This window comes from Mesorhizobium sp. P2_D6, assembly GCF_056404315.1.
On sequence record NZ_JBFUEG010000002.1, the window covers coordinates 228,098 to 241,508 of the forward strand.

The 13,411-nt window shown below is 59.1% G+C and carries 14 protein-coding genes; 6 read left to right on the forward strand and 8 right to left on the reverse strand.

The features are described 5' to 3' along the window. Nucleotides 1-3: 3 nt before the first annotated feature. From AC1D1L_RS04235 to AC1D1L_RS04255, 5 genes are all read right to left on the reverse strand, one after another. Nucleotides 4-1,521, reverse strand: coding sequence for a TadE/TadG family type IV pilus assembly protein (locus AC1D1L_RS04235; protein ID WP_477339069.1), 1,518 nt, complete (start codon nt 1,519-1,521; stop codon nt 4-6). Between the two features lie 70 nt (nt 1,522-1,591). Then, entirely contained in the window at nt 1,592-1,891 is a 300-nt protein-coding gene (locus AC1D1L_RS04240; RefSeq protein ID WP_477339071.1) for a hypothetical protein, read from the reverse strand. Beyond that, nucleotides 1,878-3,323, reverse strand: a complete 1,446-nt coding sequence (locus AC1D1L_RS04245) for a type II and III secretion system protein family protein (RefSeq protein WP_477339073.1) — start codon at nt 3,321-3,323, stop codon at nt 1,878-1,880. The genes AC1D1L_RS04240 and AC1D1L_RS04245 overlap by 14 nt, the downstream gene beginning before the upstream one ends. Before the next feature lie 51 nt (nt 3,324-3,374). Further along, nucleotides 3,375-4,391, reverse strand: coding sequence for a Flp pilus assembly protein CpaB (cpaB, locus tag AC1D1L_RS04250; protein WP_477339075.1), 1,017 nt, complete (start codon nt 4,389-4,391; stop codon nt 3,375-3,377). A gap of 95 nt (nt 4,392-4,486) precedes the next feature. Continuing rightward, nucleotides 4,487-4,696: a Flp family type IVb pilin gene (locus tag AC1D1L_RS04255; RefSeq protein WP_477339077.1), complete on the reverse strand. Its 210-nt coding sequence runs from the start codon at nt 4,694-4,696 to the stop codon at nt 4,487-4,489. Between the two features lie 504 nt (nt 4,697-5,200). Here AC1D1L_RS04255 and AC1D1L_RS04260 point away from each other — a divergent pair. Genes AC1D1L_RS04260 through AC1D1L_RS04285 form a run of 6 tightly spaced genes read left to right on the forward strand, consistent with a single transcriptional unit; the run spans nt 5,201 to nt 10,761 of the window. After that, nucleotides 5,201-6,583, forward strand: a complete 1,383-nt coding sequence (locus tag AC1D1L_RS04260) for a CpaF family protein (protein ID WP_477339748.1) — start codon at nt 5,201-5,203, stop codon at nt 6,581-6,583. Then, nucleotides 6,583-7,554, forward strand: coding sequence for a type II secretion system F family protein (locus AC1D1L_RS04265; protein WP_477339079.1), 972 nt, complete (start codon nt 6,583-6,585; stop codon nt 7,552-7,554). The genes AC1D1L_RS04260 and AC1D1L_RS04265 overlap by 1 nt, the downstream gene beginning before the upstream one ends. Before the next feature lie 18 nt (nt 7,555-7,572). Further along, complete coding sequence (locus AC1D1L_RS04270; protein ID WP_477339750.1) at nt 7,573-8,523, forward strand: type II secretion system F family protein; 951 nt, start codon at nt 7,573-7,575, stop codon at nt 8,521-8,523. Nucleotides 8,524-8,576: 53 nt separating this feature from the next. Beyond that, complete coding sequence (locus AC1D1L_RS04275; RefSeq protein ID WP_477339081.1) at nt 8,577-9,116, forward strand: tetratricopeptide repeat protein; 540 nt, start codon at nt 8,577-8,579, stop codon at nt 9,114-9,116. A 9-nt stretch (nt 9,117-9,125) separates the two neighbouring features. Continuing rightward, complete coding sequence (locus AC1D1L_RS04280) at nt 9,126-9,665, forward strand: prepilin peptidase (RefSeq protein WP_477339083.1); 540 nt, start codon at nt 9,126-9,128, stop codon at nt 9,663-9,665. Between the two features lie 25 nt (nt 9,666-9,690). Further along, nucleotides 9,691-10,761 carry a phosphatase PAP2 family protein gene (locus AC1D1L_RS04285; protein ID WP_477339085.1) on the forward strand — a complete coding sequence of 357 codons (1,071 nt, stop codon included), beginning with the start codon at nt 9,691-9,693 and terminating at the stop codon, nt 10,759-10,761. Between the two features lie 27 nt (nt 10,762-10,788). Here the strand turns inward: AC1D1L_RS04285 and AC1D1L_RS04290 are convergent, their stop codons facing one another. The 3 genes from AC1D1L_RS04290 to AC1D1L_RS04300 all read right to left on the reverse strand — a co-directional run bounded on the left by AC1D1L_RS04290 (nt 10,789) and on the right by AC1D1L_RS04300 (nt 13,346). Further along, nucleotides 10,789-11,799, reverse strand: coding sequence for a phosphatase PAP2 family protein (locus AC1D1L_RS04290; RefSeq protein WP_477339087.1), 1,011 nt, complete (start codon nt 11,797-11,799; stop codon nt 10,789-10,791). 307 nt (nt 11,800-12,106) lie between these two features. Next, on the reverse strand, nt 12,107-12,826 hold the full coding sequence (locus tag AC1D1L_RS04295; protein WP_112561043.1) for a response regulator: 720 nt from the start codon (nt 12,824-12,826) through the stop codon (nt 12,107-12,109). Further along, nucleotides 12,813-13,346 carry a MarR family winged helix-turn-helix transcriptional regulator gene (locus tag AC1D1L_RS04300; RefSeq protein WP_112561176.1) on the reverse strand — a complete coding sequence of 178 codons (534 nt, stop codon included), beginning with the start codon at nt 13,344-13,346 and terminating at the stop codon, nt 12,813-12,815. Before AC1D1L_RS04300 ends, AC1D1L_RS04295 begins: the two co-directional genes overlap by 14 nt. Between the last annotated feature and the right edge of the window lie 65 nt (nt 13,347-13,411).

Sequence of the window (13,411 nt, forward strand, 5' to 3'; positions counted from 1 at the left end):
GCTCTACCGGTACAGCTGGGCTTCGTTGCGGAATGCTTTGTCGACAAGGGTGTTGTTCGCAAACCCGCCATCGACGTCGACGATCTCCAGGCTGATGGGTTTCTCACCGGCCGTGGTATCCTCGGGATCCTTGGTGTTGTCCTGCTTTTGTACCGGCGCGTTGACGAATACGCTGGCATAGCCGTCCGGCTTGAGCGAGATGTGGCCATTTATCTTGGCCTTGTTGGCGAGGCAGTCGACGATCGCCATATTGAGCAGCCGCCGGTCGGGGTCCGGTGTCGGGTTGTCGCCCTTGTAGCAAGACGGCGTTCCAGTCTCCTTTGTCGGCGCCTTGGATTTGTCCCCGACGAGCCCGTTCGCAATCTCGTATTTGTAGACGTCGTATCGGGAGGCCGGCGCAGTTTTGGTACCGGTCGGGTTGGTGGCGCTTGGGACATTGGGGTATGCCACGCCGTGATTGACGGTCCAGTATGTGGTCCAGAAGGTTGCATTGGCGATCTTGTCGGACATTCCCTTCGTGTCGTCATAGTTCGTTCCGGGCGGAAGCGGCAGCGCCGTTCCATCGGTAACGGGGTCATATTTGCTGCAACCGGTCTTCTGGCCCTTGCGGACATTGCTGGCTGGCCGGTAGTTCCAGTCCTTGTTGTTCTTGTTCAGCGAGCCGCTATACAGATCGAACCGGGTGTTCAGCCCCGTGTTGACCTGCCCCAAGGTGACGCCGGTTTTCGTGGTGAGCGCCTCGCGGTTGTAGCAAGTGCCTGCCGTTCCCATCGCTATGGCATCGCGCAGCGAGGTCAGGTTGTTGTCGATCAGCCCGAAGTTGCCTGGTCCGGGGTTGGAATCTACCTTGAGGATGCGGAATTCCCGACTGTAGGTATCGCCCGATGCGAACGCCTGCTGGATTGTCTTGCTGGTCGACGTGTCGGTCGTCTCGAACGGGTTGCACATGAAAATCGGTACGGTTTCGCAGATCGACTGAACGAACCCGGCCACGGCCTGTGGCCGCATGTCCATAGTGTCGTTGCTGCCGATAAAGCTTGCAGGAAAGATCGTTGCGAAGGCACCGGCGCCATCTGCCAAGCCTGACGCATTCACCGTGACTTCGGCGAATGTCGCGGACTTGGAGTCAGACGCCACCCAGTTGACACCATCGGCGTCAACACCGTTGGCGCCCAACCTGGTATTGTCACTGGCGGGGATACCGGACAGATAGGTGATCGTCACGTCCGCTGGTGCGAGCGTGTGGCCGCCCGAAGTCGAAAACAGGGTCGTGTTGGTGGTCAGAAGCGTCGTCGCCGCGTGGGTTGCCCGTGCAGTCGAATCCGCTCGGCCATCCAATTCGGCTGCGGCGGCAAGCGCAAGAGCATCGACACCTTTCTGAAGATCATTGTGCAGTCCGTAGGCCCGACTCATATCGATGGCCAACAATGCGAAGCCAATCAGCACAGGCAGCATGATCGCGACAAGGATCATCGCTATGCCGCGTTGATCGTTCCAGAACGCCCTAATGGTCCCCAACATGACCTTACTCTCTGCTTCCCTGCACCTGGCCCCTCGTCCCGCCCGGCGCATTGCGACCGCATCCTTCTGTTCAATTCGCTCCGTTGGTCACACCCGAGCCACCGACATTCACCGTCATCGCGGGCGGTGGCGGTGGTGGTGGTGGAAATTTGTAGTTGCGGGCAACAAGTGCAGCCCGCGTGCCGTCGCCTTCGATATGTGTGTTCTTCGCGTTCGGATTGAACGGATCGACCGTCTGCGCCAGCGAATTGTATTTCTGCGTGTCGCCGGCGGCCAGGGTCACCGAATCGTAGTGGTTCAGATAGTCGGCGGCGCAGCCCGATAGTGCACCGGCGCACAGAATGAGGATCAAGGCGCTATTTCTTGACATAGAGCATCTTGTCCTTCGATTTGAAGTCCAGCATGTGGCCATAGGGGCCAGTCACACCGTCGCCCGTTTCATATTTTCGGATCATGTCCTTGTTCACCTCAAGCTGACCCAGCACGAAGAATTCCGGATCGTTGGCCGGCCGTGTCTTGTCGAACGGCGTCGCCAGTTGTTCGCCGGGCTTCACCGGCCGCACGACGTGCGGCGTGACGATGACGACCAGTTCGGTCTCTTCCTTCTGGTTGCTCGAATTGCGAAACAGCGTGCCTATGACCGGCACCTGGCCGAGCCATGGCACCTGGTTCTGCAGCTTGGTGGTCTTGCTGGACAGCAGCCCGCCGACCGCGAAGCTCTGGCCGTCGCGCAGTTCGACGACGGTATCAAGCTTGCGGTTGGTGAAGATCGGGTCGCCGGCGGTGGTGAAGCCGGTGAGGTCACTCACTTCGGGCGCCAGCTTCATATGGATCTTGCCGTCGTCGAGTACGACCGGCGTGAACAGCAGATTGACGCCGAATTGCTTGTACGTGATGGTTACCTGGCCATCGGTGCCGATGACACGGATGGGCACTTCGCCGCCGGCGTTGAAGCTGGCCGGCTCGCCCGAAAGCGTCGTCAGGTTGGGCTCAGCCAGCGTGCGCACCACACCCTTGGCCTCGAGTGCTTCGATAATCAGGTCGACCTTGATGTTGCTGTCGATAACCCGGGTGATCAAAGCCGCAAATGGATTGCTGCCCGACAAGAGGCCGCTGAGCAGTTCGCCCGGGCCAAGCACTATGCCATCTTTGTCGACGGCCGCGTCGCCTGTCCCCGTACGGGTTGTGCCGCTGCCATTCGTGCTTCTTATTGAGACACCGAGATCGCGCCCAACATTGCGCTTGGCCTCAAGCACGCGGACCTCAAGATTGACCTGCTGGCTGTCATCGACAATGACGGAATTTATGATGGCGTCGGGGCCATACTGCTGGACCACCTCAAGGATCGACGCCAGCGTGGCGCCGTCCTTGACGTGACCGCCAAGCCTGACCTTGCCGTTGATCGAACCGATCTCGATGCGCGCCCTGGGCGCCACCTGGCGGATCGCCTGCGCCATGTCGCTGACGTCGACACCGACCTCGATCTGGATCACGCCCAGTGAGCGCTTTTCCGGGGAGAAGAGATTGACCGTTGTGGTGCCGGCGCTCTTGCCGATGACGTAAAGCGTCCGGTCGGTCATCGGCTGGGCATCGGCGATCTTCTCGTCGCCAACGACGATATCGCCGAGATTGGCGCTCACCTGGAGGGTCACCGACTGCGACATGGGCAGGAAGACGCGATGGACGCTCGGGTTCGATACGTCGATGAAGCGGTCGGCCGCTTCAGCCCCAAGGCTCGACGTCAGCAGCGCAGCCAAACACGACAGCGCGGCCGCCGCTACCCTCATCCAAAAACCCTGCATCCCCATCTCCCAAACTGCTGCCGCCGGCAGCCCCCGCTTCGCCGCGCCCCTTTATGGTTGTCGCGGCACGTCATAGGATTCGAGCTTCACGCCGCGAAACACGCCCACTGTAACATTCTTTGGCGGTGCCGGCTCCAAATACTTGATAACTTCCTTGACGACTTCCTTCGATGCGGGTGCCGTCACCACGGCCGGAACCGGCTTGACCTTGCTCAACTGGTCGACGGCTTTTTCCAAGCCGGCGATCTTGTCATCCGCGCGCTGACGTTCGGCTGCGGCTGCGGCGTCGGCCGCGGCCTTTTTGTCCAGTTCGGCCTGCCTCTTCGCGACATCAGCCGGCGTCTCGCCGTTCAGGTCCGAAAGTGTGACGCGTTCGGTCGTCTCGCCCTTGTTGGCGGCGGCCTGGCGCAGTGCAAGAGACAACTGCCCGGCGCCGGCGGCCAGCGTCAGTTTCTGGGCGTCCTTTGTGCTGGCTTCGAGCGTCACCGACTTAACCACCGTCGGGTTGTCCTTGCTCACGTCAGCAACCTGGTCGACGGCGAGCACTTTCATGCTCTGCAGTAGAACGTCGACAAAACTCTTGTCCGAACCGTCATCACCGCGCGCGGAGCGCGTCAACAGCACATCAACCCGGTCGCCTGGGAAGACGAAGCCGGCTACTCCCAGCACGTCGTTGACGCGGATGGATACGGCCTTCATGCCCTCGCCGAGTACCGCCGAAAGCGTGGCGCGCTGGCCTGGACCGGTGATCTTGCTGGCGAGGATCGGCTCATTGGTGCTGATCGCCTGCAGCGCCTGCCTTGCGCCACTGCCGGCCAAGGCTTCCTTGGTGGTCTTGAACGCTCCAGCAGGGACTGCTCCCGCGGGCCAAGCTATCTCATGCAATTTGTCGGCGCTCAATGTATCGCCGAACTTCAACGGCATTGCCGCAACAACGATCGTAACGCCTTTGCCGTTTGATTGAGCCAAGGCACTACGCTGGCCAGCGAGCCAGATATTGATCAGCACGACCGCCAGTACTCCGAAGACGCCGGCGAGGACTATCATAATAAGCGTGTTGGCGCGCATAACCCCAAGCCCCAAGTCAATAGAGCGGGAATTCGCCCGCCACGACTGAGTTCAGGCCCGGGTTGGACAACCCGGGCCTGATGTCGATCAAACGATCAAGAACCGGCACCGCTGGAGCAAGAGCCAATCGTGCTGTCGAGCGCAGTGCAAAGGCCGCTGAAACGGCCCGCGACCCAGAGACCAATACCGATGATGAAGCCGATAGAGGCCACCGCGATGATGCCGATCAGGATAGAATACTCGACCATAGCAGCGCCGTTTTCATCGTCGCGGAACTGCCGGGTCATCGTCATGAGCTTTTTCATGTCAATTTCTCCCTCTGGAGGTTTAAACCCGACGAGACAGAGCCAAGGATGAACCCCATACCCAAGCATCCCCCGTCACCTCAATCCTAGGTCGCACCAAAAAGCAGAGTCAAACGGATTAACAGTTCCTTAACCTTCGAATACCTGATCAGAAGCGACTTAAATTTCGACAAGAGCTTGATTCGTTTAATTTTTCAAGTCGCCTTAACCATTCATTCACAATTCCGCCACGGTGCGGTGGCGGCGCGATTGAATTAGTCGTTCTGCATATTCGTTTATATCTAATGGGTTAGAGAGGGCGTCCGGAGGGTGCACGGCTTGTTGCGAGCCGAAAGGTTCCGTGAGGTCGGCGGAAGGACGCTTTCAGGAAAGATAAAGCGCCTTTTTCTGGAAGCCATTCTTAACTATGTTGTAAGTATCGGTCGCCTTGGCCTTGTTCGGCGCTTGTGCCCCTCGTGGTTAACGCTTAGTTTCAGCCTGGGGATTTCAGAGGACTTGGGCGAGATGTTGGGCCGCTTCATCAAGGGACCGAGTGAGCCGCAGGCGCTGCAGCAGCAAGCGCCGGTGCCTGTAAGCGTTTCGGCGCCAGCCCCGCCGCCCGAAGTCGAACCGCACAGCAACGATTTTCTGACGCTCAAGGTCGAGCTGCACCGGCACCTGATTGACAGGTTCAATCTGTCCGCTCTTGAAACAGCCTCCAAGGACCAGATCCTTAACGAGATCCGCCCGATCGTGCGCGAGTTCGTTCGCATTCGTGCCGTGCCGTTAAACGCCCGCGAGCTCGACCAGTTGACCAGTGACACCGCTGACGAGATGCTAGGCCTCGGGCCGATCGAACCGCTGCTCAAGGACGATTCCATCACCGATATCCTTATCAATACGCATGAACGCGTGTTCATCGAGCGGCGCGGCGTGATCGAGGAGACGGCAATCCGTTTCCGCGACGAGGCGCATCTGTTGCGGGTCATCAACAAGATCGTCTCGGCCATCGGTCGGCGCGTCGATGAATCGGCGCCTATGGTCGACGCTCGCCTGGCGGACGGCTCGCGCGTCAACATCGCGGTGCGACCGATTTCTGTAGACGGTCCGCTGGTGTCAATTCGCAAATTCTCCAAGAATCCCTATTCGCTCGAGCGCCTGATGACGTTCAATTCGATACGCCCGCCAATGATCGAGCTGCTGCGGATCGCCGTTCAGGCGCGCAAGTCGATCCTGGTCTCGGGCGGAACCGGTAGCGGCAAGACGACCTTGCTCAACGCGCTGTCGAGCTACATCCCGGCCAGGGAGCGCCTGATCACCATCGAAGACGCGGCCGAACTGCAATTGCAGCAACCGCATGTCGGCCGGCTGGAGACCCGGCCACCGAATGTCGAGGGCAGAGGCGAGATTCGTCAACGCGAACTGCTGAAGAACGCGCTACGCATGCGGCCGGACCGCATCATCGTCGGTGAGGTTCGCGGCGAGGAGGCCTTTGATATGCTGCAGGCCATGAACACCGGCCATGAAGGGTCGATGACCACTATCCATGCCAACACGCCTCGCGATGCTATTTCTCGTCTGGAGCAGATGGTCGGCATGGCCGGCATGCCAATGACGCACGAATCCATCCGGGCGCAGATTGCTTCAGCCATCGACATCATCGTGCAGACGCAGCGGCTCGCCGATGGCGGCAGGCGCGTAACGTCGATTTCCGAGATTACCGGCATGGAAGGCAACGTCGTCCAACTGCAGGAGATCTATAATTTCGTGAGGCGCGATGTAGCCGCGGATGGAACGATTGTCGGGGATTTTCGCGCCACCGGTATCCGTCCACGCTTCGCGCCAGAGGCCGCAACGCTGGGGCTCCATTTCGCCAAGGATGCCTTCAACCCGCAGGTCCCCCTCTGATGCTTACCGGACAGGCGCTGCTTTATTTCATCTACATGCTTGCGGCAGCTTCGGTGATCCTTGCCGGCGAAGCCCTTTACCTTTCTCTGGCCGGTCGCCGCTCCCGAATCGTGGCGGTGAACCACCGGCTCCGCCGTCTCGCTGATGAAGCGCCCGCGGAGAAAACCTTGCAAGGTTTGCTGCGAGAACGCGGCCTGACCGATTCAGGAGATTTTATCTTCGGCTTTGTCTCGCTGAACAGGCTTTATACCCAGTCCGGCATCACCGGAAACCCGATGACCTTCGCAGCGTCGTTTTTTCTGGCCGGCCTGGCGTCGGCTTTACTGTTCTGGCTTTTCCTGCACGTTGCGGCGCCGGTAGCCTTCATCATCTTTCTCATGGTGGGCTTTGCCTTGCCTGTCCTTGTTTTGCGCCGGGCACGTAACAGGCGGATTCAGAAATTCGCCAGGCAATTGCCCGATGCACTGGACATGATCGTTCGTTCATTGCGCGCAGGCCATCCCGCCTCAGTTGCGATAGGTCTCGTCGCCCGCGAGATACCCGATCCGCTTGGCACCGAATTCGGCATCGTCTCTGACGAGATTACTTTCGGTCTCAGCATGGAGCAGGCCGTGCGGAAATTAACGGAACGGGTCGGCTTCGAGGGACTCAATTTGCTATCGGTGTCCCTTTCTATTCAGGCGAGGACCGGCGGCAATCTTACCGAAATCCTCGCGAATCTCTCAACCGTGTTGCGGGAACGCCAGAAACTGCGGTTGAAGATCAGGGCGTTGTCGGCCGAAGGCCGGGCCTCGGCCTGGATCATTTCCTTGTTTCCGCTCGTCATGTTTGGGATACTCTGGCTCATCGCGCCAAGCTACTACGGCAAAGTCTGGAGCAATCCTCTCATTACGCCCGCATTCGTCATCTTTGGAAGCTGGGCCCTGTTGGGAGACTACATCATGTACCGAATGGTTAATTTCGATTTCTGACAGGAGCGAATCATAAACCTGCTTTCGAACACCGACGACCTGACCTTTTTTGTATCCATCGCAGTCTTCGCGTCGGCGGTGGCGCTGTTCCTGTTTGCGGCGCTGGTTTTCCTGCCGGCACTGCAAACGCGGAAACTGGTCGCGGACAGCCTTTTGGGCGAAGGCGCTGTCGATCCGCGATCGATCCTGGGACGGGACCGCCTCGCCAAGATCGCGGCGCAGAAGCCTGTTGACGCTTACTTCAGGTCGATCGAGAAAGAACGCACCGAGCCCAATGCTCTGGAGGCGAAACTCTTTCGCGCTGGATTCTATCGAGCGGGCGCGCCTCTCGTGTACACGGTTTGTCGCCTCGGCGCCGTTTGTATAGGGTTTCTGGCCATGTATGCCCTGCTGTCGTGGGTGCTGCCGCCACGGCTGCCGGGATTCATGACTTTCGGTGGCGCGGCCTTGTTTGGGTTAGCCTGCATCGTCATTCCCAGCATCATGCTCGACCGATTCGAGAATTCACAGAAACAGATCTATCGTCGCGCCTTCCCCGATTTCATGGATATGATGATCACTTGCGCCGACGCCGGTATGAGCCTCGAAGCCGCGGTCGAACGGGTAAGCCAGGAACTTGCGGCCACGCACAAATGGCTGGGAATTCAGCTCACGATCATGAATCTGCAACTGCGCGCCGGCAAGCCACTTCGGGAAGGGCTTCGCGAACTGTCTGACCGCATTGGCCTTGACGAGGCGCGGGCGCTGGCCGTGCTGTTCCGGCAGTCGGAAGAACTGGGCACCAGCCTGACGGATGCCCTGCGTGTCTACAGCGCGGAGATGCGCAGCCAGAGGGTTCTGCAGGCGGAAGAGCGCGCCAATGCCTTGCCTGTCAAAATGATGATCCCACTGGGACTCTGCATCTTTCCGGTGGTGATGATGGTAATCATGCTGCCGGTGGTCATTCGCATGAAGGGCATTTTCTTCTAGTTGCGTATATGCTTTGGTCCTAATATGGGTCGGGGGACTCACGGGGAGATTGTATGAAAAGGCCCATTGCAGTCATGGCCTGCCTGTTCATGGCGGCACTTGCCGGCTGCCAGACGAACGGGGCGGACGGTGTCGTTCGAACCAACGAGCCGTCGAAAGGCGACGTGACGTCCTTTGGCGACGCTTTCGACGGATTGAAGACGGTCGGTGACGTCGAATATTACGCCTCGGATCAGGCTGTCGCGGAGGCCAAGAACCAGTTCCGTGCGGAAAATTACGGCAATGCCGGCGCACTGTTCTTCAAGGCGACGCAGCTCGCCCCCAATGATGGTGGCGCCTGGATGGGACTGGCCGCCTCCTGCGACCGGATACACCGCTTCGACCTTGCCGATCGGGCCTATGGCCGTGCCTTCAAGCTGGTTGGCGCGACGCCCGAATATTACAACAATGTCGGCTATTCCTACCTGCTGCGCGGCAAGCTGCAGGACGCGCGCAGCAATTTCCTCAAGGCCTACGAACTGGCGCCCAATGATCCGACCGTGGCCAACAATCTGAAGCTGCTATCGTCCAGCGTGCAGAACATCGAGCGGTAGAACCCCAACATGTTGCTTGCCGCGTCGCTGCTGCTGAAGGCTCTCGCCCTCCCGCTTCTCGCGAGGATTGCATGGCTGGACTTCACGACACAGAAAATATCCAATCGTGACGTGCTGCTGCTTTTATGCCTCGGGCTGGGATCGCTGCAGTTCCTTTCGATCTTATCCGGATCATGGTGGGACATGGGCCTGAGCGCGCTAGCTGGCCTCGTGCTGTTTCTTGCGCTCTTTCCGTTCTGGGCGTTGCGCAAGGTCGGAGCCGGCGACGTCAAGCTGATGGCGGTCGTTCCGTTTCTGACCGCTGGAAGCGGTCTCGCCGTGTTCTCGGTGCTGCTATTGGTTTTCGCCGTCGCCACCGTGGCGATCATGAAAAACCCTTTCATGCTGCCGGCAGGCGCGTTTCGCGTCTATATACAGCACTTGGACCGCAAGGGCGTCGTGCCCTTCGGCGTGCCGATTTCGGCGGCTGCGATCTGCACGATAGCGTTCCAGATTTATGCCAGTCTGGCGTTGGTGGGCAGTTCGGGGATACTGCAGCAGCTTAACTAGCGCTTGGTTCCGGAGATTTTCTTCAATGTCGATAGCGCGGCTAGCGGTCCGTAGCACTTCGGAGGCTTGGCGCGCCAATCAACCATTTTTCCTGACAGTAATCGCCTATGTTCTACTCGCGCTTATTGCCGCGGCGCATTGGAACATCGTCATAAACTTAAAAATATATAATAAGAATTTCCTATTTTTCGGGGCATCGGTGACCCTGATCCTTCTTGCTATAGTCTTGATTCGGTTGGCTATTCAACGGCCAGAGCAACCGTTACGTGCCATGAAAGATCTCATGCTGGCCAACAACCTGCCGGATCGACTTGCAGCCGGACTGCCGGTTGCGCTCGTCATTCCGCTCTTTTTCTCGATGTTTACCAGCATCAAGGGAGGGATCAGCAAGATTCAACCATTCTATGCCGACACGTCCCTGGCGGCGATCGACAGGGCAATTCATGGCGGGGTCGATGCATGGAGATTTTTTCATCCTGTGCTTGGCTTTGGCCCTCTCACCTTTTCGCTGAACGTTCTTTACAATCTTTGGTTTGCCGAGGTTTTCATCGTTTTGTTTTGCGTCGCTTTTTCAACGAGGGACGGGCGGCTGCGTTCCCAGTTTCTGGTCACTTTCGTCCTTACCTGGGTGTTGATAGGTAACGTTTTGGCGGCGGTCTTCGCTTCAGTTGGGCCAGTATTCGTTATGCCGTTTTATGGCGAAGGTACGTTTTCTCCCCTGATGGACTACCTTCAGACGACCAACCTGACCTATCCCGTCTCGGCGCTGGATACGCAAAATTATCTGCTGGCCAATGCCGGACTCGATGGGCCACGCTTGGGCAGCGGCATTTCAGCCTTTCCATCGTTGCACGTGGCTGTCGCGACCCTGAACGCGATTTATCTCTGGCGTTTTGGGCGTTTACTCCGCTGGGCCAGCATTGCGTTTCTGGCCGCAATCCAGCTGGGCTCGGTGCACTTGGCCTGGCACTACGCGGTCGATGGATACGCTTCTATGCTGTTGACGCCAATCATCTGGGCTATTGCAGGACGGCTGTCGAACGCCCAGCCTGGCCTTCAGATCGGTATGAAAGATCGTCGGGCCGAAATGGACTGAGCTTGCCTAAATCGCCATTAAACCCGGCTAGCTCTCATACGAGATCATTTTCTGCTTTGCGCCTGTAAGCTTTCCTGCGACACGCCAGATCAGCCATACCAGGATGATCGAGACATAGTCGTCAATGGCATAGTGCCAACCGAAATAGACCGAGCCGAACATGATCGCTGCGACGTAGAGCCAGGCGAAGATGCCAGCCGTCCGGTTAATGCTGCCAAGTAGAAGCGCGTTAAGCGTGACCATGGCGACATGGAAGCTTGGCATCGCGGATATGCCGGTCCCGATCGAGGCCTGGCGGTTGGTGTAGGACGAATAGAGATAGTCGCTTATGCGCAGGATGGCCGGGCCTGCATTGCTGCTTCGAAGCGAGGCGGTGAGATCGTCAAAAAGGTCCGGGTCAAACAGCCGGTCGTAAAAAATCGGGCCTGCGGATGACCCCACTACCCGCACAACGATGCCGAGGATGACCGCGGTCGCAGAGAGCGACAAGAAGTATCGCTGGCGCTTGGGGGCGTCATCCATCCAGGCGGCTGTGACGACCACGAAGGCGACTGCCACGAACCAGAATTGGGCATAGAGGACATAGAGGGCTTGGTCGACAACACCTGGCAAGGGAACCGAGCGCGCCCATTTCCAGATATGCCCGAAATGAAGGGCCGCATCGATTTCGGCAAGCTGCCGGTCCGCGAAGAACGGCACCATCTGCGCAAGCTCATGCTTGTAGGTGGTGAAGGCGGCCAGGCAGAGAATGAAGATACCAAGGGTGAGGGTCGCGCCGCGCCAGCGGGAACTGATCTTCGCGAGGAACCAAGTCGCCGGGGCTCGTCGGTCTCTAAATGGTGCCGCGATGCCGATCCCGAGCAGGATGAAGAAGGGCAGCAGGAAATAAAGGATCAGCAGCCGCTGCGTTCCCAGTGCCGCGAGGTAGGTTTCAGGGAACAGGCCGGCCGCGACACCAGCGTAGCAAAGGCCGAAGATCGCCAGTCTTGCCGACAGCCCTATCCTCGGTGCGGAAGTTAGGTCAGCGCTCGCCGCCATATTCGCTTCTTTGGCGGGTCTTTCTTCAAAAGGACCGGAGCGTCGAGCGCGACCGGCGGCGGTGGGGTAAACATCAAGTGTTCAACGACGGTGACGAAGCCGCCGGCACCGGCGCTCGCAATCGCGCAAATTACAAGCATTCTCAAAAAGCCCACGCGCAAATCGCTCCTCAAGCCGGCAGAGAGGATGCGCTCGACTTGGTTAAGAAGCAACTACTTCGTTAGCGAGCGCATGCCGCATGAAGCGATGAATGCCATCGCCTGGCACCGTGCAGCTAGCAAGCAACTGAAACGCCTGGCCGGGCCCGCTATTCCACGCTGAGCCGATAGCCAATGCCGCGCACCGTCTGCAGCCAGACCGGATTGGACGGATCGCGCTCGATCTTGCGGCGCAGGCGGTTGATCTGGACGTCGATGGTGCGCTCCCCGACTTCGGAATCGTCGCCGACCAGCTCATGGCGCGGTATGGTTTCGCCGGCGCGTGCGGCGAAGATCGCCAGGATCTCCTGCTCTCGGTCGGTCAGCTTCAGCGCCTCGCCGCCACGCTTCAGTTCGCGCCTGGCGATCTGGAAGGTGTAGGGGCCGAAGACCAGCTGCTCGACCTTGGGCGTGGTCGCCGGGCCGCCGCGGCGCAGGATGTTGTTGATGCGCAGGATCAGCTCGCGCGGGTCGAAGGGCTTGGGCAGATAGTCATCGGCGCCGGCCTCGAGCCCGGTGATGCGGCTGTCGGTCTCCGATAGCGCGGTCAGCATCAGGATCGGTACGTTCTTCTCCTCCCGCAGCGCCTTGGTGAGGTCGACGCCAGTTTCACCCGGCATCATGACGTCGAGGACGAGGAGGTCGAAGTCGAGACCGGCGAGCTTGCGCCTGGCCTCGCCGGCATTTCCCGCGACTGTGACGCGAAAACCGTTTTCGGTTAGATACTGCTTCAGCAAATTGCGGATGCGGGTGTCGTCGTCGACCACAAGCAGATGCGGCGCGTCATCGTCCGGCGCCGCCGGCTGGTCCACCCTCTCAATGGTCTCCATGGCTTTTCCCTGACATGTTTGCAGGCACAATGTCGATCTGCGCCCTTAGTTCCGGATTGACCATGGCTTCCAGGAATCTTTCGATCAAGGGGCGCTCGCTGGCTCCGGAATCTTCCAATGCAGCACGGATGCGGCGTGACTGTGGCCGCGCCAGAGCCAGCGCCAGGGCGCGGCCCTTGGCCGTCGGGTAGAGTTCACGCTGGCGGCGGTCGCGCGGGCCCTGCAACTGCACGATATGGTCGGTGTCGATCAGCTGCTTCAGCACCCGCGCCAGGCTCTGCTTGGTGATCTTGAGCACGTCGAGCAGTTCGGCCACCGTCAGCCCCGGCCGGCGGTTGACGAAATGCAGCACACGGTGATGGGCGCGGCCGAAGCCGTAATCGGCCAGGATCTGGTCGGGGTCGGAGGTGAAATCACGATAGGCAAAGAAGAACAGTTCGATGATGGCGAAGTCGATGCCGTCCTCGTCGGTGATCGCCGTCTTGATCGGTTTTCCGGCAGCTGGGCTTCGATCCGTCATCATTTCTCCGTCCATAGAGGGAAATTATGTCAGTACTATTGACGTAATTTCCCTGCAATGGTAAT